This window comes from Streptococcus sanguinis SK1 = NCTC 7863 (assembly GCF_000194945.1).
GTDB classification, from domain to species: Bacteria; Bacillota; Bacilli; order Lactobacillales; family Streptococcaceae; genus Streptococcus; species Streptococcus sanguinis.
This window is the reverse complement of record NZ_GL878507.1, coordinates 678,148-697,912: the sequence shown is the minus strand read 5'-3', so window position 1 is coordinate 697,912 and position 19,765 is coordinate 678,148. Positions and strand designations below refer to the sequence as shown.

At 42.9% G+C, this 19,765-nt stretch carries 17 protein-coding genes; 16 read left to right on the top strand and 1 reads right to left on the bottom strand.

The features are described from left to right. Positions 1-217: 217 nt before the first annotated feature. The gene (locus tag HMPREF9378_RS07415) at positions 218-1,570 is read left to right on the top strand and encodes a vWA domain-containing protein (RefSeq protein ID WP_002900459.1); all 1,353 of its coding nucleotides are present in this window, start codon (positions 218-220) and stop codon (positions 1,568-1,570) included. A gap of 97 nt (positions 1,571-1,667) precedes the next feature. Here the strand turns inward: HMPREF9378_RS07415 and HMPREF9378_RS07420 are convergent, their stop codons facing one another. Then, positions 1,668-2,408, bottom strand: coding sequence for a hypothetical protein (locus tag HMPREF9378_RS07420; RefSeq protein WP_002900458.1), 741 nt, complete (start codon positions 2,406-2,408; stop codon positions 1,668-1,670). Positions 2,409-2,644: 236 nt separating this feature from the next. Here HMPREF9378_RS07420 and HMPREF9378_RS07425 point away from each other — a divergent pair, with 236 nt between their 5' ends. From HMPREF9378_RS07425 to HMPREF9378_RS07495, 15 genes are all read left to right on the top strand, one after another. Then, entirely contained in the window at positions 2,645-5,443 is a 2,799-nt protein-coding gene (locus tag HMPREF9378_RS07425; RefSeq protein WP_002900457.1) for a glycoside hydrolase family 3 N-terminal domain-containing protein, read from the top strand. 285 nt (positions 5,444-5,728) lie between these two features. Next, positions 5,729-7,690 carry a peptide ABC transporter substrate-binding protein gene (locus HMPREF9378_RS07430; RefSeq protein ID WP_002900456.1) on the top strand — a complete coding sequence of 654 codons (1,962 nt, stop codon included), beginning with the start codon at positions 5,729-5,731 and terminating at the stop codon, positions 7,688-7,690. A gap of 112 nt (positions 7,691-7,802) precedes the next feature. Beyond that, positions 7,803-8,660 (top strand): GNAT family N-acetyltransferase, encoded by an 858-nt coding sequence (locus HMPREF9378_RS07435; RefSeq protein ID WP_002900455.1) that lies wholly within the window; start codon positions 7,803-7,805, stop codon positions 8,658-8,660. Between the two features lie 119 nt (positions 8,661-8,779). Beyond that, positions 8,780-9,682: a LysR family transcriptional regulator gene (locus HMPREF9378_RS07440; RefSeq protein ID WP_032908183.1), complete on the top strand. Its 903-nt coding sequence runs from the start codon at positions 8,780-8,782 to the stop codon at positions 9,680-9,682. A 3-nt stretch (positions 9,683-9,685) separates the two neighbouring features. Then, entirely contained in the window at positions 9,686-10,153 is a 468-nt protein-coding gene (gene lspA, locus HMPREF9378_RS07445) for a signal peptidase II (RefSeq protein WP_002900453.1), read from the top strand. After that, positions 10,137-11,033, top strand: coding sequence for an RluA family pseudouridine synthase (locus HMPREF9378_RS07450; RefSeq protein ID WP_002900452.1), 897 nt, complete (start codon positions 10,137-10,139; stop codon positions 11,031-11,033). The genes lspA and HMPREF9378_RS07450 overlap by 17 nt, the downstream gene beginning before the upstream one ends. A gap of 115 nt (positions 11,034-11,148) precedes the next feature. After that, a complete protein-coding gene (gene proB / locus HMPREF9378_RS07455; RefSeq protein ID WP_032910434.1) occupies positions 11,149-12,258 on the top strand; it encodes a glutamate 5-kinase in 1,110 nt (369 codons plus the stop codon). A gap of 21 nt (positions 12,259-12,279) precedes the next feature. Next, positions 12,280-13,542 (top strand): glutamate-5-semialdehyde dehydrogenase, encoded by a 1,263-nt coding sequence (locus HMPREF9378_RS07460; RefSeq protein WP_002900450.1) that lies wholly within the window; start codon positions 12,280-12,282, stop codon positions 13,540-13,542. Positions 13,543-13,544: 2 nt separating this feature from the next. Beyond that, the gene (gene proC, locus HMPREF9378_RS07465) at positions 13,545-14,345 is read left to right on the top strand and encodes a pyrroline-5-carboxylate reductase (protein WP_002900449.1); all 801 of its coding nucleotides are present in this window, start codon (positions 13,545-13,547) and stop codon (positions 14,343-14,345) included. Between the two features lie 65 nt (positions 14,346-14,410). Continuing rightward, a complete protein-coding gene (locus HMPREF9378_RS07470; RefSeq protein WP_002900448.1) occupies positions 14,411-15,373 on the top strand; it encodes an aminoglycoside phosphotransferase family protein in 963 nt (320 codons plus the stop codon). Positions 15,374-15,489: 116 nt separating this feature from the next. Continuing rightward, on the top strand, positions 15,490-16,620 hold the full coding sequence (gene hemW, locus HMPREF9378_RS07475) for a radical SAM family heme chaperone HemW (RefSeq protein WP_002900447.1): 1,131 nt from the start codon (positions 15,490-15,492) through the stop codon (positions 16,618-16,620). Between the two features lie 3 nt (positions 16,621-16,623). Next, positions 16,624-17,364: an acyl-[acyl-carrier-protein] thioesterase gene (locus HMPREF9378_RS07480; RefSeq protein WP_002900445.1), complete on the top strand. Its 741-nt coding sequence runs from the start codon at positions 16,624-16,626 to the stop codon at positions 17,362-17,364. Between the two features lie 11 nt (positions 17,365-17,375). Next, positions 17,376-18,146, top strand: coding sequence for a TIGR01457 family HAD-type hydrolase (locus HMPREF9378_RS07485; protein WP_002900444.1), 771 nt, complete (start codon positions 17,376-17,378; stop codon positions 18,144-18,146). Then, the gene (locus HMPREF9378_RS07490) at positions 18,139-18,768 is read left to right on the top strand and encodes a TIGR01906 family membrane protein (RefSeq protein ID WP_002900443.1); all 630 of its coding nucleotides are present in this window, start codon (positions 18,139-18,141) and stop codon (positions 18,766-18,768) included. Before HMPREF9378_RS07485 ends, HMPREF9378_RS07490 begins: the two co-directional genes overlap by 8 nt. A gap of 13 nt (positions 18,769-18,781) precedes the next feature. After that, positions 18,782-19,765, top strand: a complete 984-nt coding sequence (locus tag HMPREF9378_RS07495) for a CPBP family intramembrane glutamic endopeptidase (protein WP_002913608.1) — start codon at positions 18,782-18,784, stop codon at positions 19,763-19,765.

Genomic DNA, 19,765 nt, shown 5'->3' with positions numbered 1-19,765 from the left:
ATGGGGATTTCTTATTAGAGACGGCACGATAAAGCATTTGTTTAATGATTCATGATGATGCTCATCATTTTTAGCATACAAACTCTGATAATATTCTAAAATTTTAATTTTTAGACTAATAAATATCTGAAATCGCTTGCAGGTCCTATTTTTTTATGTTATTCTATATAAAATAGATGCAATCATGTTTCTAAATCTAAAAAGATAAGGAGAAATTATGGAAAAAGAATCATTTAAACTTCCAGGCTTTTCATTGTACAAATTGAAAGTTGGATTAGCATCAGCAACTCTTCTATTTGCCTTTTCACAAGCTTCGCATGTTTTTGCAGACCAGGTTGGGACACCATCTTCAAGCGGTATAGCAAAAACTGAAGCAGTAAGCTCTCCGATTGAAGCTGCTGGTGCTGAAATTGCTGCTGATACGACGAAACCTGTTGTTGAAGAATCTGCAGCGAAACCAGGAGATTTGATTGATGTCTCAAAAAATGTATCGCCTGTTGATGTCAAAGAAAGTCAAGAAGGCAATCAAACAGTCCGTGTAGAAACGGCAACCGTTGATGTTACAAAGACAGAAGTGGCTCCGGCAAAGGTTGATAAGGCGCCAGAGCCAATAACTAGACGTACTGAAAATACTTTATCTGGCACAGATGAAAATGGGAATCCCTATACGCAGTATGAGCGAGTAGATAAGACTACAACCATCACCTACACCTCAACGCCACCAACTGTGACAAAAGCTGGTTCAGCTGATATTGTCTTTGTTGTCGACCGTTCAGGATCCATGGGTGGCACAATTGATATTGTTCGTGCAAATATTAATGAATTTGTGCGAAATATTACTAAAGAGGGGATTACAGCACGTTTTGGCTTGGCGACATTTAGTGATGAAGTCTACGGTCGTAATTCTGGCAGCAAAGATGAAGATACGGTTCTAACACGGTTTGGGTCATCTTATTTTACAACTGATCCGGCTGAGCTCGAAAAAGCATTGGCTGCAATTCGTATAGCGAGTGGAGGAGATACTCCAGAAACACCAACTACTGCCCTGAACCAGATTATTTCAACCTATGATTGGTCTAAGTCATCTAAAAATAAGAAATTCGTCGTTTTATTGACAGATGCTGAAATGAAAGAAGATCCTTCAATTCCAACGGTTGCTGATACACTTGCGGCTCTAAAAGCTGCTGGTATAGAAAGAACTGTAGCGACGGTAAAAGCGATTGAGGGAATTTACAAAAATTTTGCAACAGAAGGCAGAGTGCTTGATATCGAAAATAACTTGGCTGATGCTCTGACAAAGGGAACCACTTCATGGATTGTTGAAAGTGTCAATGAAGCTCGTTACTATAAAATCATAAAAGATAGTTATCAATTCTATCTTGAGCGTCGTACTACAATGCCTACATCTACCGTCTACCATGTTCAGGCACCAACACTTTTGGCTAAATCAGAACAGTCTCTTCCTAAAACAGGAAGTAGCGAAAAGGCAGTCTATAGTGTTGTGGGGCTTGGTTTGCTTCTGGCTGGATTGGGACTAGGTATTAGTGTAAGAAAATCAAAAGAACAATAACCATCTGCTTATAAAAAATGAATTTTCTATTTGAGTGATTTTGAATAAAATAAATACCAGAAACGAAGACATACGTCCTCATTTCTGGTATTTTTCGTTATGGTGTAACTTCTTCATCTTTTATATTAACAACGCCATACCAATTTGCATAATAGGTCTTTCCGTTGTAGTTGACAATAGTTTCCCTATAAAGTTCACCGTACTCACCAAAGTAATAATAGTACTTGCCAATCTTATAAAGTCCGTTTTTATAAGGCGATCCATCTCCTCCGATATAGAAGGTGTATTCAGTGAAATCAATAAATCTGTTTTTAACCAGTCGTCCGTAAGAATCAAAGAAGTATTGCTTTCCATCAACAGTGTAAAAGTTAATGACCCTTTGTCCTTTGTTATCAAAATAATAGACGTTGCCAGTTGGGCTGGTATAGAAGGAGTTTTTTAGATTCGTCGGAATTTGTTCTGCTGGGTCATCTTGAACTTTGTATGTATAACCAGAGAGGTCCGCGCCGTAGTATTTACCCTCGTGAAGAACGATTCTATTTGTAATTCTTTCGCCAGACTCATCATAAAAAGCATTAGGGAACTCACTCTTAGGAGCCTCCGGAACCTTGATAGGTCCTGGATCATCAAAGATAGTAGGGTCGTCCTCAATGTCTGGTACACTAGGATCGTAAATACCAACTTCACGTCTAGAAGCCCAGTCAGGGATTGACTTGTTCTCCGCTTGAACTCTTCCGGTGGAAATCAAAGCAGCGGCCAAAGTCGCAGCAGAAGCCAGGGAAAGCCCCGGCCAGTAGCGGCGGTTGAACATTGCTTTGGTGTTCTTTTCTTGTCTCATAGCAAATCCTTTCTATGCAACTGTTAGCACAAGATAAAAGAATCTTGTTTTTAACAGTTAGGTTATGTTATTTCTATAAAATTATACCTCTGTAACATTTCTATAATATTGTAATACTATTTCATTTTTATAGAGATTATATTACTAATTGGTGATAAAAACGAACAATCATTAGATAATATGTAAACGTTTACAAACATCATTTTTTGTGCTATTATTATAGGGATGAAAGGAGAATGCCTATGATGAAAAGGTATAAATTGCTATTGGCACTTACCTTGTCATTGCTGGTTTTTTGGCCATTGGGAGCCATAAAAGCGGATACAGCCAATCAGCCGCCGGAATCTGCTAACCAGTCTGAACAAGCAAGTGCTGCAGTTGTAACGGACTCTTCTGATAGTGGTGTAGGAGCTAGTGGTACGCCAAGTCAGGATAGTCAGATTGCCGAAAAAGCCTTGCCAGTCTCTGATGCTCCGTCAGTTGCAGCTACTGAAACTGCTGCTTCAACCAAAGAAGGCAATACTGGTAATTTAGTAGAAGATTCTGCCAAACCAGCGACTGCCCAGCCTGCAGAAGTTCTCTCAGCTGCCAATCAGACGCAGGATCAGGCAGCGAGTGATGCACCGTCTGCTTCTAAGAGAGTGCGGGAGCTTGTGGCGGATATGACGCTTCGTCAGAAGATCACCCAGATGCTGATGCCAGACTTCAGAAAATGGCAGCAAGAGGGCCAAGCCACCCAGTCCGATATGACGGAGCTTAATAAAGAAGTGGCGGAAGCGGTTGATAAATACGACTTTGGCGGAGTTATTCTTTTTGCTGAGAATGTGAAAGGAACTGCTCAAACCTTGGCCTTGACGCAAGCCCTGCAGCAAGCAGCTATCGGTAACCAAGCTAATAATGGTAAGTTGCCGCTCTTGCTCGCTATTGACCAAGAAGGTGGTATTGTCTATCGTTTGGGCAGCGGGACAGCTCTTCCCGGCAACATGGCAGTTGGCGCGACGCGTGATCCGGAATTGGCTAATCAAGCAGGTCAAATCATCGGACGGGAGCTATCAGCTCTAGGTTTGAATGTCAACTTTGCTCCTGTTTTTGATACAAATAATAATCCACAGAATCCAGTTATTGGGTTGCGTTCCTTCTCTTCTGACCCTAAGGTTGTTGCTCGTATGGGAACGGCTATGATGGAGGGGATTCAGAAATACAATGTCGCAGTAGCGGCTAAGCATTTCCCTGGGCATGGTGATACGGCGGTGGATTCTCACACTGGTCTGCCTCTGGTAGATAAGTCCTATTCGGAGTTAGAGGCACTGGAGTTGCTGCCCTTCAAGGCTGCCATTGACAAAAACGCTGATATGCTGATGACAGCCCATATTCAGTATCCTCAGATTGAAAAAGACACGGTTATATCTAAACAAACTGGGGAAACCATCTATATCCCTGCTACCTTGTCTGATGACATTATTACCGGCATTGTTCGCAAGAAATTTGGCTACAAGGGAGTGGTGGTATCTGATGCTATGGGGATGGATGCAATTGCCAAAAACTTCGGAGAATCTGAAGCGGCTATCATGGCTATCAAATCAGGTGTAGATGTGGTGCTGATGCCAACCGTCTTACGTAGCAAGAGTGATTTAGCTAAGATTGATAAGATTATCAACGATATTGAACAGGCGGTTCAGAGAGATGATATTCCAGTCAGCAGATTGGATGAGTCAGTGACCCGCATCTTGAACCTAAAAGAAAAACGGGGTATTTTAGACTTTGACCCATCTGAACGTACCCAAGCTAAGGCTGAAGCAACTGTTGGTTCAGAGTTAAACAGAGATACTGAACGAAAAATCGCTGCTAGTGCAGTGACAGTAGTAAAAAACGACGATACTGTTCTGCCTTTTAAGGTCAAATCTGGTGACAGGATTTTGCTGTTAGCTGCTTATGACGATGAAGTGCCTGGACTAGAGCTGGGTGTCAAGCGTCTGATAGCGGACGGAGTGATTCCAGCAGGTGTCACATACGAAGCGCTAAACTATAGCAAAACAACTAAGCTTGAAGATTTGAAAGAGAAGATTGACCAAGCGACACACCTTGTCTTAATTTCTGAAATTGGACGTCAATCTCAACTAGCCAGCGATTTCTGGCTGACAAGAGTTCCGACAGAAGTCGTGGACTATGCAAATGCAACTGGAAAACAGGCAGCTGTCATGAGCATTTCCAAACCTTATGATGTAGCGAATTATCCTAATGCCAAGGCTATTGTAGCAGTTTATGGAAACAAGGGTATGGATCCAACTGAGTCTCTGAAGCCAGACAATGCCTTCGGTCCTAATATCCCAGCAGGTGTGGAAGTTATTTTCAATGGTCAAATTCATGTTGGGAAGTTACCGGTAAATGTGCCGAGTATCAAGGATGGTATCATGTCAGAGACAGAGGTTGCCTATCCTATCGGGCATGGTCTCTTTTATACCGATCCAGTTAAGGATATCAAACTCAATATCCCTGCATCTGCTCAGCTAGCTCAGCCTTTTACAGCTACTGTTACCCTGAGTGGACTGAACGGTTTAGAAAAAAATGACTACCGTCTTGCCCTTAAGATGGATAGTCAGCATTTCAACATCCTGCCAAGTCCTGACTATACCATCTCTGGCGATACTGTTCTGATTTCTAAAAAAGCCAATGATACCAATCCGGTTGAGATTAGCTTGAAAGGTTTAGTAGAGGGTCAGTTCAGTCCGGTACTTTCTCTGACCTTGATTGACAGTCAAGATAGAGAATTCAGCATGGGAGAAGGTTATTATAAGGAGCTTATTCAGATTACTGCAGCTAGGCAGAGCATGGTTCCAGGTCAACAAAATCCTCCTCAGCTGAGTTTACGTTCTGTTGAACCTGTAAGTTCTCGTCGGCAGCTAAGTCAGCAGGCTACACAGGTAAGCCAGCTTCCTAAAACAGGAGACGGCAGCAGTTTGTTCTTAGTCTTGCTGGGTGCCTTGTTCTTGTTTGGGGCTGTCTATCTGTATGACTTGTCCTCTCGCAGACTATAAGCAATAAAAGAACGAGCAAGCAGTGTTGAAGAGCTTACAGTTTTACTTATTCTTGATAAAATAACAAAAAGGAAGAATCCAAAGCAAGTTTGCAGTAAAAACGGATTCTTCTTTTTTTATTTGGAAATTAGTAGGAATGCGGTAGCTGAGAGCTTTATGTGTTTCCTAAAAGCATACTGACTTGAATATTTTACTCATCTGTCATCGGTTTACTATTTACTTTTTATACGCTTTTTGGTATAATAGTTCATGTTATAAAATGTAACATCAAAGGAGGTTCTATCCATGAAAGCATCAAAGTGGCTGATTGCGACTGGAGTTGCACTGAGTGCCGGGCTATTGCTGACGGCTTGTAGCCAGTCTTCATCTAGCACAAATAATTATACTTACGTTTATAGTTCAGACCCTGACAGCTTGAACTATCTTGCTACAAATCGTGCAACGACAGGTGATGTCATTTCCAACCTGGTTGATGGACTTTTTGAAAATGACAAGTACGGGAATCTGGTTCCCTCTATCGCGAAGTCATGGACAGTTTCTAAGGACGGTCTGACCTATACTTATAAGCTGCGTGATGATGCTAAATGGTACACATCCGATGGTGAAGAATATGCAGAAGTAAAGGCCCAGGACTTTGTGACTGGCTTGAAATATGCAGCGGATGAAAATTCTGAAGCTATTTATCTAGTTCAGGACTCTGTGAAGGGCTTGGATGCTTATATCAAGGGTGAAGATAAGAATTTTGACAATGTTGGTGTCAAAGCTATTGATGACCATACCCTGCAATACACTCTGACCCGCCCTGAGCCTTACTGGAACTCTAAAACAACCAGCACAATTCTCTTCCCAGTCAATGAAGAGTTTCTGAAAGCAGAAGGAAGCAATTTTGGCTCTGTCAAGCCATCTAGCATCCTCTACAATGGTCCTTACTTGCTCAAGTCTCTGACTTCCAAGTCTGTGATGGAATTTGTCAAGAACCAAAATTACTACGATAAAGATAATGTCACTCTGGATAGTATCAAGCTGACCTATTATGATGGAAATGATCAGGAAGCGCTGATTCGTAACTTCAGCGATGGCGTTTACAGCACAGCTCGTCTCTATCCGAATAGCTCAGGCTTTGCTTCAGTCAAGAAGAAATATGCGGACAATATTGTATATAGCCCGCAGGATTCTACTTCTTATTACTATAATTTCAACTACAACCGTCAGTCTTACAATCATACTTCTAAAACAACAGATGCTCAAAAATCTGCTACTAACGAAGCAATCATGAACAAGGACTTCCGTCAGGCTATCAATTTTGCCTTTGACCGTACATCTTATGGTGCGCAAGGAAATGGTGAAGACGGAGCGACTAAGGTCTTGAGAAATACCTTGGTACCACCTAGCTTTGTCCAAATTGGCGACAAGGATTTTGGAACTGTTGTTGGAGAAAAATTAGTCAACTATGGCAGCCAATGGCAAGGAATTGACCTCTCTGACGCTCAAGATCCTTACTACAATCCTGAAAAAGCCAAGGCGAAATTTGCAGAAGCGAAGCAAGCCTTGCAGGCTAAGGGAGTTGAATTCCCAATTCACTTAGATATGCCTGTGGATCAGTCTAGCACGATTGGCGTTCAATGGGCTAGCTCAACCAAGCAGTCTATCGAATCGGCTCTTGGAGCAGAAAATGTCGTCATTGACCTGCAAAAGATGAGCACAGACGATCTTAATAATATCACCTATTTTGCTAACTCTGCTGCTCAGAAAGACTATGATATGTCTACTGGTGGCTGGACTGGTGACTACCAAGACCCATCTACCTACCTTGATACTCTCAATATCAAGAACGGCGGAAGCTTGCAAAACTTTGGTTTTGAGCCAGGTCAGGATAATGATAAGATTAAAGAGCTGGGCTTGGATACATATACTAAGATGCTGGAAGAAGCCAATGCTGAAACCAACGATGTGCAGCTGCGTTACGAAAAGTATGCAGAAGCGGAAGCTTGGTTGCTAGATAGCGGCCTGATTATCCCGACTGTTTCACAAGGAGCAACACCGTCTGTTACTAAATCAGTGCCATTTACAAAGGCCTACTCACCAGTTGGTGTCAAAGGTTCAGCTTACAACTTCAAGCTGACCCAGCTTCAGAAAGATGTAGTAACGACTAAAGAATACGAAGCGGCTAAGAAAAAATGGAAAGAAGAAGCTACTGCGGCAAATAAAAAAGCCCAGGAAGAACTTGCTGACCACGTTGAAAAATAAAAAATGATTAACTTAGCGACATTGGGGCTGGATTTTTCCAGTCCCTTTTTGAATGGCTTGACTAAGGTTTTTGTAGTAAAATAGAAAGAAATACTGGAAGGAAGTGAGACGGATGCAAATAAGAATTTATAGTGCATTGCCCGAGAAAGAAAAGCAGGAATTATTTGAATTAGTTCAAGAGTGTAATAAGGTAGATGGAGGCTATCGGCTGCCCTATCTGGATAATAATTATAATGCAGTTCCTGAAATGCCAGCCTTTTTCTTAGCTGAGATGGATGGCCGAACCATCGGATTTTTATCAGTCTATGCGGACGAACCTGGTCAAGCAGAGGTTTCTCTCTATGTTCTGCCGACGTATCGCCGTCAGGGTATGGCTAATCAGCTTCTAGCTGCTTTTGCCAAAGTAGCTGATAAGTATGATTTGACCGAGATTGAGTATGTAGCAGAGCTGGTATTTTTGAACGGTCATCCCGATTTTGTTCGGAGATTTGATTACCAAGCGGATGAAGCAGAAATCTGGCTGGCACAGCCTGCTCAAACTTTTCCTCTGGAAGAAAGAGAAGGGATAGAGGTCATGCAGGGGAGTTTGGACTTGGCTGAAGAGATTGCAGCCTTTCAGTCACAAGTCTTTGAGACACCACTAGATGTTGCTTTGAAATACGCCAGAGAAGCCGTTAGCAGTGGCTCCAGTCTGCTTTACATCTTGAAGAAAGATGGTCGGGTTGTAGCTTCTGTGTCAGTTGATACGGATTTTGGTACCAATTATTTCTTCGGCTTGGCAGTTAATCAAGATTTTCAGGGGCAGGGGCTAGGAAGCTATCTCTTGCTTGCAAGTATGCAGGATTTGAATAAGCTCAATGAACGGGAGTTTCAGATTGTCGTAGAAAAGCAGAATAGTCGAGCTTTGAAACTTTATAAAAAGCTAGGTTTCAAAGAGATGACAGAGGTTGTCTATCTAAAAGAAAAATAGCAAATTTGTCTCAGATTACTCACGAACTTAAAAGGAGAAGCCGGCTTCTTACAGCTGGTTTCTTTTGTTCTGCCTTGGTTTATGGTATAATGAGACGATATGTAAAGAAGGAAAGTGTTATGAATATTCAACAATTGCGTTATGTGGTCGCCATTGCTAACAGTGGGACTTTTCGAGAAGCTGCGGAAAAAATGTATGTCAGCCAGCCTAGTCTGTCTATCTCTGTCCGTGATCTGGAAAAAGAGCTGGGCTTCAAGATTTTTCGTCGGACCAGCAGCGGGACTTTTCTGACTCGCCGAGGAATGGAGTTTTACGAGAAAGCTCAAGACTTGGTCAAAGGTTTTGATGTCTTCCAAAACCAATATGCCAATCCCGAGGAAGAGCGTGATGAGTTTTCTATTGCAAGCCAGCACTATGATTTCTTGCCGCCTTTGATTACCCAATTTTCTCAGACCTATCCAGAGTATAAGAACTTCCGAATTTTTGAGTCAACAACCGTACAGATTCTGGACGAAGTGGCGCAAGGCCACAGTGAAATCGGCATTATCTACCTCAATAATCAGAATACCAAGGGGATTATGCAGCGGGTGGAAAAGCTTGGTTTGGAAGTGATTGAGCTGATTCCTTTTCAGACCCACATTTACCTGAGGGAAGATCATCCTCTGACTCAGAAGAAGGAGTTGGTCATGGAAGATTTGGCTGCTTTGCCGACTGTTCGCTTCACTCAAGAAAAGGACGAGTATCTCTATTATTCAGAGAATTTTGTCGATACCAGTGCCAGCTCACAGATGTTTAATGTGACGGACCGGGCGACTTTGAATGGGATTTTGGAGCGTACTGATGCTTATGCGACTGGATCTGGCTTTTTGGACAGCAACAGTGTGAATGGTATTACTGTCATCAAACTTCGTGACAACTTGGACAATCACATGGTCTATGTCAAGCGTGAAGATGTGGAGTTGACCCAGGTCGGAGAAGACTTTGTATCAGTTATGAAAGAGTATTTTGCACAGAAAAAATAAAGTATGAAAAGAAAAATTATTATTCCTTTTGCAGTCTTGGTTCTTATTGCTGTAGACCAGCTGGTTAAGTTATATATTGTCAGCGGTTTTAAGCTGGGGCAGGTCAAGAGTTTCATTCCGCATCTGGTGAGTCTGACCTATCTTCAGAATACCGGAGCAGCCTTCTCCATGCTGGAAAATCAGCAATGGCTTTTTACTTTGGTAACGTTTCTGGTTATTGGCGGAGCAGTTTACTACCTCATCAAGCACCTCCACGCCTCAAAGTGGATGTTGGCTGGGCTGACCTTGGTGATTGCTGGTGGTTTGGGAAACTTTATTGACCGGATACGCCAAGGTTTTGTCGTGGACATGTTTCAGTTAGATTTTATTAATTTTGCTATTTTCAATGTGGCAGATATGTATCTAACCTTTGGTGTAGCTATTTTACTGCTGATGATTTTGAAGGAAGAAAAAGATGGAAGTAAGAATTGAGGCTTCAGTAGCCAGTCAGCGATTGGACAAAGCGGTGGCAGAGCTGACAGACCTATCGCGGAGTTTGGCTCATGAGCAGATCAAGGACGGCAGGATCTTGGTAAATGGACAAGCCAAAAAAGCCAAATACGCTGTCAAAGAAGGCGATGTCATCTCCTATGAGCTGCCTGAGCCGGAAGTGGTTGAGTATGTGGCAGAGGATATTCCGCTAGAAATCGTCTATCAAGATGAGGATGTGGCAGTCGTCAATAAACCGCAGGGAATGGTGGTCCATCCTTCTGCAGGCCATACCAGCGGCACACTAGTCAACGCTCTTATGTACCACATCAATGACCTCTCTGGCATCAACGGAGTCCTACGGCCGGGGATTGTTCATCGAATTGACAAGGACACTTCAGGGCTTCTCATGATTGCAAAAAATGACCAAGCCCATGTGGCTCTGGCTGATGAGCTCAAGGATAAGAAATCCCTACGCAAGTATTGGGCTATTGTTCATGGAAATCTGCCTAATGACCGTGGGGTGATTGAGGCTCCTATTGGCCGCAGTGAAAAAGACCGCAAGAAGCAGGCTGTGACGGCTAAAGGCAAGCCAGCTCTGACGCGTTTCCAAGTCTTGGAACGTTTTGGTGACTATACCTTGGTTGAGCTTCAGTTGGAAACGGGACGGACTCATCAAATCCGCGTTCACATGGCCTACATCGGACATCCTGTAGCTGGTGATGAGGTCTATGGACCGCGCAAGACTTTAAAAGGACATGGCCAATTTCTGCACGCGCGAACTTTGGGCTTCACCCATCCTCGAACTGGTGAAGTGCTGGAATTTACGGCTGAAGCACCAGCTATTTTCCAAGAAACCTTGGAAAAGCTACGACAAGAATAGTCAGGTTCATTCATTATTAAAATACAAATTTTCCTTTGGCCGCTTCAACCGCGGTCGTTTTTATTTTCCGTAAATCGTGGTATAATAAGACAATCTAGCAGTGAAGGAAAAGGAAATGAAAGCAAAGCGAATCGTATTTAAGGTGGGGACTTCGTCATTGACAAACGCAGATGGCAGTCTGTCACGCGCCAAGGTAAAGGAAATTACACGGCAGTTGGCGCTCTTGCACGAGGCGGGACATGAGTTAATCTTGGTCTCATCAGGAGCTATTGCCGCAGGTTTTTCTTCTCTGGGCTTTAAAAAGCGACCGACCAAGGTGGCGGACAAACAGGCTTCAGCTGCGGTTGGACAGGGTTTGCTTTTGGAGGAATATACAACCAATCTTCTTTTGAAACAAATCATATCTGCTCAGATTCTTTTGACCCAGGATGATTTTGCAGATAAGCGGCGTTACAAAAATGCCCATCAGGCCTTGTCTGTCTTGCTGAATCGCGGCGCCATTCCTATCATCAATGAAAATGACTCGGTGGCCATCGAGGAGCTCAAGGTTGGGGATAATGATACACTGAGTGCTCAGGTGGCAGCCATGGTTCAGGCGGACCTCTTGGTGCTTTTGACAGATGTCGATGGACTCTACACGGCCAATCCCTCTACCAATCCAGATGCTCGTCGACTGGAAAAGATTGAGAAGATTAGCTCTGAGCTGATTGATATGGCTGGCGGTGCAGGAACGAGCAATGGGACTGGCGGTATGCTGACAAAGATAAAAGCTGCAACTCTGGCAACCATGTCTGGTGTTCCGGTCTATATCTGCTCTTCACTCAAGTCTGATGCTCTGCTTGAAGCAGCGGAGGAAACCAAGGATGGCAGTCTCTTTTTAGCCCAGGAAAAGGGTCTAAAAACGCAGAAGCAATGGCTTGCTTTCTATGCTAAAAGTCAAGGGGAAATCTATGTAGACCAAGGAGCAGCTGATGCTCTCAGAAATAAGGGAAAAAGTTTGTTGGTGTCTGGTCTTGTATCTGTATCGGGTAACTTTGCCTATCAAGATACGGTGACGGTTTATGAAGAAGGCAGTGGAGCTATTCTTGGTAAAGGGCGCGTGCGTTTTGGCAAGTCTGCTCTTAAAGATATGCTCAAGTCAAATAAACCTAAAGGTGTTGTCATTCATCGGGATGACTGGATTTCTCTGACACCGGAGTTAAATGATTTATTTGCAGAATTTTAGAAGACGAGGAAAGGAGAAGCTATGACCTCAACACAAGCGATTTTTGAAAAGGTTCAGAAAGTCAAGAAGACGATTAATACAGCCACAACTGCTGAGAAAAACCATGCTTTAGAAGAAATGGCAAAGCAGCTCTGGCTTTCTCGTGCGGATATTTTAGCAGCCAATGAATTGGATATGACCACGGCTAAAGGTAGGATTTCAGATGTGATGCTGGACCGCCTCTATCTGGATGAGGAGCGGATTGCTGCCATGGCAGAGGGCATTCGCCAGTTGATTGACTTGGAGGATCCTGTAGGGCAAGTCTTGGAAAGGACTGAGCTTGATAACGGCCTTGTCATCAGTAAAAAGCGGGTGGCTATGGGCGTGATTGGGATTATCTACGAAAGCCGGCCTAACGTCACCTCTGACGCAGCAGCTCTGGCTCTAAAGAGTGGTAGTGCAGTCGTCCTCAGAAGCGGCAAGGATGCCTATCAGACAGCGCTAGCCATTGTCACAGCTTTGAAAGAAGGTTTGGCTCAGACGAAGATTTCGCCGGATTGTATCCAGTTGGTTTCTGATACCAGTCGGGCTTCCGCCCAGGCCATGATGAAGGCCAAGGGATATCTGGATTTACTCATTCCTCGCGGAGGTGCTGGACTGATTCAGGCGGTCGTGGAAAATGCGACTGTGCCGGTTATTGAGACAGGTACTGGAATTGTCCATGTCTATGTAGATAAGGATGCTGATCAAGACAAGGCTTTGGCGATTATTGAGAATGCCAAGACCAGTCGCCCTTCTGTCTGCAATGCCATGGAGGTACTGCTGGTTCATGAAGAGATTGCAGAAAGATTTTTACCACGTTTGCAGAAGATGTTGGTGACTGATCGTGTTGCTGCGCAAGAAAAAACTATTGAATTACGTTTGGATGAGAAAGCGGCTCAGTATATCTCAGGCTCGCAAGCTAGACCGGAAGATTTTGATACCGAATTTTTGGACTATGTCTTAGCGGTCAAGCTAGTTTCTTCGCTGGAAGAAGCGGTGGAGCATATTGAGGCTCACAGCACCCATCACTCGGATGCCATTGTGACGGAGAACGATTCAGCGGCAGCTTATTTCACAGAGCAGGTCGATAGTGCGGCCGTTTATGTCAATGCTTCAACCCGCTTTACAGATGGCGGTCAGTTTGGCCTTGGTTGCGAAATGGGGATTTCTACTCAAAAACTACATGCCAGAGGTCCTATGGGACTGAAAGAGTTGACCAGCTATAAATACGTCATCCAAGGGACTGGTCAAGTGAGGAAATAAAGATGAACATTGGATTTATCGGTTTGGGAAATATGGGTGGCAGTTTGGCTCGCCTAATTGCCCAAGATGAAAGATTTAGAAGCGAATTACTCCTGGCCAATCGCAGTCGTGACAAGGCTGAAAAGATTGCTGCGGAAGTTGGTGGACAACCGGTTAGTAATGCAGAAGTTTTTGCTCAGGCAGAAATTATTTTTCTGGGAATCAAACCAGCTCAATTTGCTGACTTGCTGGCTGATTATCAGGAAATTCTAGAAAAACGCGAGTCTCTTCTGCTGGTTTCGATGGCTGCGGGTCTGAGCTTGGAGCTATTAGAAAAATTGACACCTAGCCACCATCGTTGGATTCGGATGATGCCTAATACACCGGTAGCTGTAGGTGAGGGTGTTATTACCTATAGCTTATCTCAGCAGGCGAATCAAGCGGATGAAGACTTGTTGCGTGAGCTTCTGTCTTCAGCTGGCCTTTTAGTAAAACTAGAGGAAAAACAGTTAGATGCGGCTACAGCTCTTGCTGGCTGTGGACCAGCTTTCGTCTATCTATTTATAGAGGCCTTAGCGGACGCTGGTGTCCGAGCAGGACTCAGTCGCGATATATCGCTTGAACTAGCCAATCAAACTCTCTTAGGCGCTGCCAAGCTAAGTCAGGTCAGTGGGCAACATCCGGCTCAGCTCAAAGACCAGGTCTGCAGTCCGGCCGGTTCGACCATCGCCGGGGTAGCCAGTCTGGAAGAAAATGCCTTTCGAGGAACGGTCATGGATGCCGTTCAAGCTGCCTACAAGAGGACGCAGGAGTTGGGGAAATAAAGAAATCTACCAGTTTTAAGCTGGTAGATTTTGTATAGGTTGGTAGTCAAATCAGAGGGGGAATTATGTTCTTTCAACAATTTGCGGATGAAAATTTTATCTTGAATAATCTTCATAAATGGTATGGTCATGATTGTCAGATTTCTCAGCTCTCAAAAGGTAGTGAAAATCTAAATTATTTGATTGATGGCCAGTTGGTGGTTCGTGTGCTTTATTTGGCCAAAAGTTCGCCAATTTTTTCGCAAGTCTTTCCGTATCTAGAAAGAGAAGTGTATTTTGTCAATACTTTATACGAGAACAAGTTAAATCCGCTTCGGTATCTGTCTTTTCCAGATGGGAAGTTCATTCATCGGCTGGATGTGAAGGCTGGAATTCTCTTTTTTCTGAAATATCCTTATTTAAGAGGTGAACGAATGACTTTCTCTTCCTATAATTTGACAAAACTTGCTCGAAAATTAGCAAATATACATAATTTTTCTCAGAGATATTTGATGACATTTGAAAGAGTCTCCTTTTATGACGACTTGATTTCTTCTTTGCATTTCAGAGCTTTTTCTTACAATCCTCAGCTTGAAAGAATCATTCCAGGCTATCAGGCATTGTGGAAAATATTTCAAGAGAACACAGAAATTTTGAAGTCAATGAAATCTGAGAGGGGGAATATTTTTATTCATAACGACTTACATAATGAAAATTTGCTGCTTTGCGAAAAGGAAGTAGTCATATTGGATTTTGGAGATTGCAGATATTCATTGCTTGAAGAGGATATTGGAACCTTGTTTTGGGGAATCCTGCAGAAAGTTGAAAGGTCAAAATATGAAGAAATGCTAGATCGTTTTTTTAAATATTATTCCAGACCAATCGATAAAACAGTTTGTTTTCGTTATGCCTTGCAGAGATTTTTAGATATTCATTTGTATTATCTGAATGAAAATCTAAAAGAAGCTGGCTTAATCAAGTATCAAAAAGAAAAATTCAACAAAGAAGAAGAAATGATTGATTTTCTCATATCGAAAATTACTGAATAATACTTGCTTAATAAAAATGTTTAAAGCTTGAAGCAGGGATTTGGCAATTATGATTTTAACCTTATTAATCCAATATTTATCCCGCTTGTCTTTGTGATTTATGTTATAATCTTACTATGCAAACCAAACCTACTTCTGCTTATGTGCACATTCCTTTTTGTACTCAGATTTGTTATTACTGCGATTTTTCCAAGGTTTTTATCAAAAATCAGCCGGTAGATAGTTATCTGGAGCATTTGATTGAGGAGTATGATTCTTACGACATCAAAAAGCTCCGTACCCTCTATATCGGTGGTGGGACTCCGACCGCTCTATCGGCGCGTCAGTTGGCTTTTTTGCTGGAAAAGCTGACAGACAAGCTGGACTTGTCTTATCTAGAAGAGCTGACTATTGAAGCCAATCCTGGGGACTTGGATCAGGAGAAGATTGCTGTACTTAAAGACTCGCCTGTCAATCGGGTTTCGTTGGGCGTACAGACTTTCAATGACCGCATGCTCAAGCAGATTGGCCGCAGTCACTCAGAAAAGGACATCTACGAGAATATTGCCAATCTCAAAAAAGCAGGTTTTGATAATATCTCGATTGACCTGATTTATGCCCTGCCCAAGCAGACTATGGAAGATGTGAAAATCAATGTAGCCAAGGCTATTGCTCTGGGCATTCCCCACATGAGTTTGTATAGCTTGATTTTGGAAAATCATACGGTCTTCATGAATCGGATGCGGCGAGGGAAGCTGCCTCTACCCAAGGAAGACTTGGAAGCGGAGATGTTTGACTACATTATAGCTGAGCTGGAAAAGGCGGGTTTTGAGCATTATGAGATTTCTAACTTTTCTAAGCCAGGATTTGAGAGCCGCCACAACCTCATGTACTGGGATAATGCGGAGTATTATGGTATCGGAGCAGGAGCGTCTGGCTATGTCAATGGTGTCCGCTATAAAAACCATGGACCGATTCGTCATTATCTGCAGGCAGTGGAAGCGGGCAATGCCCGTGTGCAGGAAGAAGTGCTGACACTGAATGAAAAGATGGAAGAAGAGATGTTTCTAGGATTGCGGAAGAAGTCAGGTGTTTCTAAAAAGCGTTTTGAGGAAAAATTCGGTATTTCCTTTGAAGATCAGTACGGAGCTGTTGTGGCTGAACTGACTGAGCAGGGCTTGCTAGTGCCAGACAGAGATATCGTACGCATGACCAAACAAGGCCTCTTTTTGGGCGATACGGTTGCTGAGAAATTTATATTGGAGTAAATCATGGGCTTAACTTATCAAATGAAAATGAAAATTCCTTTTGATATGGCAGATATGAATGGCCATATCAAGCTGCCGGATGTCATCCTGCTATCCTTGCAGGTATCAGGGATGCAGTCGATTGAGCTTGGTGTCAGTGATAAGGATATGCTGGAGCAGCATAATCTGGTTTGGATTATCACGGACTATGATATTGATGTGACACGTTTGCCACGATTTGCAGAGGAGATTACTATCGAAACAGAAGCCTTAACTTATAATCGGCTCTTTTGCTACCGTCGCTTCACGATTTTTGATGAAGCAGGTCAGGCCATTATTCAGATGATGGCAACCTTTGTCCTTATGGATCGGGATAGCCGCAAGGTTCGTGCTGTTGATCCGGAGATTGTGGCACCATATCAATCAGAGTTTTCCAAGAAATTACTGCGCGGTCCTAAGTATCCAGACTTGGAAAATCCTGTCAGCAAGGACTACCATGTGCGCTTTTACGACTTGGATATGAATGGACATGTCAACAACAGCAAGTATTTGGACTGGATCTTTGAGGTCATGGGTGCAGACTTCCTCACGAAACATATTCCTAAGAAGGTCCATCTCAAGTATGTCAAGGAAGTTCGACCAGGCGGCATGATTGCTTCTAGCTACGACCTAGAAGGTCTGCAGAGCAATCACCAAATTTCCAGTGACGGTGAAGTGAATGCTCAGGCTTTGGTGACCTGGCAAGAGTTTAAACAAGAAAATTAGCAAGAGTAGAAATGAATTATAAAGGATATTTGATTGATTTAGACGGGACGATTTATAAGGGCAAGAGCCGGATTCCGGCTGGTGAAGCTTTTGTGCATGACTTGCAGAAGCGTAAGATTCCCTACCTTTTCGTGACCAATAATACCACACGCACGCCAGAAGCAGTGCAGACCATGCTGGCTGAAAATTTCAATATTGAGACGCCGCTTGAGACAATTTACACAGCTACTTTAGCTACCATTGACTATATGCAGGAGAAAAATCTGGGCAAGAAAGTCTATGTTATCGGTGATGTTGGTCTTAAACATGCCATTGAAGAAGCTGGATATATAGAGGACACGGAAAATCCTGACTATGTAGTAGTGGGTCTGGACTGGGAAGTGGACTATGAGAAGCTGACAATAGCGACTCTGGCTATTCAAAAGGGTGCTCACTTTATCGGGACCAATCCTGATCTCAATATTCCGACTGAGCGAGGTCTGCAGCCAGGAGCGGGTGCTATCAATGCCCTCTTGGAAGCAGCCACTCGGGTTGAGCCGACCTTTATCGGCAAGCCAAATGCCATCATCATGGAAAAAGCCATAGAGCATCTAGGACTGGCGCGTGAAGAAGTGGTCATGGTAGGTGATAACTATCTGACAGATATTCGAGCAGGAATCGATAATGGCATTCCGACGCTCTTGGTTACGACAGGCTTTACCTTGCCAGAAGAGGTGCCCAATCTGCCGATCCAACCGACGCATGTCTTGTCCAGTCTAGCGGAGTGGGACTTCGATGCGTGATAAGTTGAGATTTTCAGCCAGCGTTTTGTGCTTGCTGGCAGCAGCGATATTACTAACCATTTATCTAGCTTGGCTCTTATACCCAATAGAGATTTCTTATTTCAACTTGCCGGATAAGGTTTATCTGAAAGCTAAGACCATTCAGTATAATTTTAATATTTTAATGGATTACCTGACCAATCCTTTTAGTCAAAAGCTGGCGATGCCGGATTTTCGTTCGTCAGCAGCAGGTCTGCATCATTTTCAGGCGGTCAAGTATCTTTTTCACTTGGCGCAAGCTATTTTTCTAGTTGCTCTGCCTGCTTTGATTTTCTTTATCAAAAAAGTAGTCAAAAAGGGATTTTTAGGTCTCTACAGACGGGCTTTTCTGGTGATTAGTCTCTTGCCGTTTGTCTTTGCTGGACTGGCCTTTCTGATTGGTTTTAACAATTTTTTTACACTCTTTCATCAAGTTCTTTTTGCCGGAGACAATACTTGGATGTTTGATCCAGCCAAGGATCCAGTCATTTGGATTCTGCCAGAAGAATTTTTCATGCACGCCTTTATTCTTTTTGCTTTGCTTTATGAGGGAATCTTTTTGACCTTGTATTTCCTGAGCAGAAAGGGTAAAGAGAAAATTTAATATAGGAGATTTTATGTATTATATACCCGAACCTTTAAATCCTAAAAAAGATCTAGGACGATTTTCAGCGACTTGCTTTACTTATTTGTGGGTCATGCTTGGCGCAGTTTTCTTTTACGTATTTGTGGCTTTTTTTATCGTCTTACCTGGGCAAGGTATGGATATTCAAAAAACGCAAGACATTATCACTAAATTCATGGAAAAGGACGGTGGAGCCTATATTATAGCTTCCTGTCTTGGTGTTCTTACTTTCACGGTGTCTAGGGGCAAGCAGCTCTTCAAATATGACCTTCGTCATAAGGGGCAGAAGATGACTCCTAAAGTTTTCTTTTACATGATTTGCTTCCTATTATTCGCCCAATTATTCACAGCTGTTGTTAATCAACTCATGGAGGCTATCATTCAGCTCTTCAATCTGAATCTTTCTGGTATGGAATCAGGGAGCGGCGGTTCTGAGACACTGACCATGCTGATTTATTCATCTTTGATGGCTCCAGTTACAGAGGAAATTATTTTCAGAGGAGCTGGTTTGCGAGCCTTAGAGAAGCATGGAAAGATTTTTGCCATTCTTCTGACTGCGATTTTGTTTGGTCTTTTTCACGAAAATCTTTATCAGTTTTATTTTGCTAGTTTGATTGGTTTGGGCTTTGGTTATATCGCTTTTGAGTATTCGATTATCTGGTCTATCATTTTTCATGCTCTCAATAACTTTGTCATAGCAGAAGGTATAGCTTTTCTTTCAAAAAAAGCTCCAGAGCCTATTGTTAACATTGTTTTTTACGGCCTATTAATCGCTGGCAGTACAGTATTTCTTTTGCTCTTAATCTTGAAATGGCCAAAATTTAAGGAATACATTGACGCCAATCGTTCGCTCCCAGGGACCTACCGACAGGCATTTAAGTCAGTCTGGTTCTGGGTTCTGGTTGTGTTTACTTTTCTTGGAACTTTTCTGCCTGTCATGGCAGCCTATCTTGTATCATTGATTAATAATAGCTAA

Excerpts from the sequence above, each read along its gene's own strand:
- HMPREF9378_RS07450 (WP_002900452.1), top strand. The coding sequence starts at position 10,137 with ATGGAAGTAAGAATTGAGGCTTCAGTAGCCAGTCAGCGATTGGACAAA.
- HMPREF9378_RS07430 (WP_002900456.1), top strand. The coding sequence starts at position 5,729 with ATGAAAGCATCAAAGTGGCTGATTGCGACTGGAGTTGCACTGAGTGCC.
- lspA (WP_002900453.1), top strand. The coding sequence starts at position 9,686 with ATGAAAAGAAAAATTATTATTCCTTTTGCAGTCTTGGTTCTTATTGCT.
- HMPREF9378_RS07460 (WP_002900450.1), top strand. The coding sequence starts at position 12,280 with ATGACCTCAACACAAGCGATTTTTGAAAAGGTTCAGAAAGTCAAGAAG.
- HMPREF9378_RS07495 (WP_002913608.1), top strand. The coding sequence starts at position 18,782 with ATGTATTATATACCCGAACCTTTAAATCCTAAAAAAGATCTAGGACGA.
- HMPREF9378_RS07415 (WP_002900459.1), top strand. The coding sequence starts at position 218 with ATGGAAAAAGAATCATTTAAACTTCCAGGCTTTTCATTGTACAAATTG.
- HMPREF9378_RS07490 (WP_002900443.1), top strand. The coding sequence starts at position 18,139 with ATGCGTGATAAGTTGAGATTTTCAGCCAGCGTTTTGTGCTTGCTGGCA.
- HMPREF9378_RS07425 (WP_002900457.1), top strand. The coding sequence starts at position 2,645 with ATGCCTATGATGAAAAGGTATAAATTGCTATTGGCACTTACCTTGTCA.
- HMPREF9378_RS07435 (WP_002900455.1), top strand. The coding sequence starts at position 7,803 with ATGCAAATAAGAATTTATAGTGCATTGCCCGAGAAAGAAAAGCAGGAA.
- HMPREF9378_RS07480 (WP_002900445.1), top strand. The coding sequence starts at position 16,624 with ATGGGCTTAACTTATCAAATGAAAATGAAAATTCCTTTTGATATGGCA.
- hemW (WP_002900447.1), top strand. The coding sequence starts at position 15,490 with ATGCAAACCAAACCTACTTCTGCTTATGTGCACATTCCTTTTTGTACT.
- HMPREF9378_RS07485 (WP_002900444.1), top strand. The coding sequence starts at position 17,376 with ATGAATTATAAAGGATATTTGATTGATTTAGACGGGACGATTTATAAG.
- HMPREF9378_RS07470 (WP_002900448.1), top strand. The coding sequence starts at position 14,411 with ATGTTCTTTCAACAATTTGCGGATGAAAATTTTATCTTGAATAATCTT.
- HMPREF9378_RS07440 (WP_032908183.1), top strand. The coding sequence starts at position 8,780 with ATGAATATTCAACAATTGCGTTATGTGGTCGCCATTGCTAACAGTGGG.
- proB (WP_032910434.1), top strand. The coding sequence starts at position 11,149 with ATGAAAGCAAAGCGAATCGTATTTAAGGTGGGGACTTCGTCATTGACA.
- HMPREF9378_RS07420 (WP_002900458.1), bottom strand. The coding sequence starts at position 2,408 with ATGAGACAAGAAAAGAACACCAAAGCAATGTTCAACCGCCGCTACTGG.
- proC (WP_002900449.1), top strand. The coding sequence starts at position 13,545 with ATGAACATTGGATTTATCGGTTTGGGAAATATGGGTGGCAGTTTGGCT.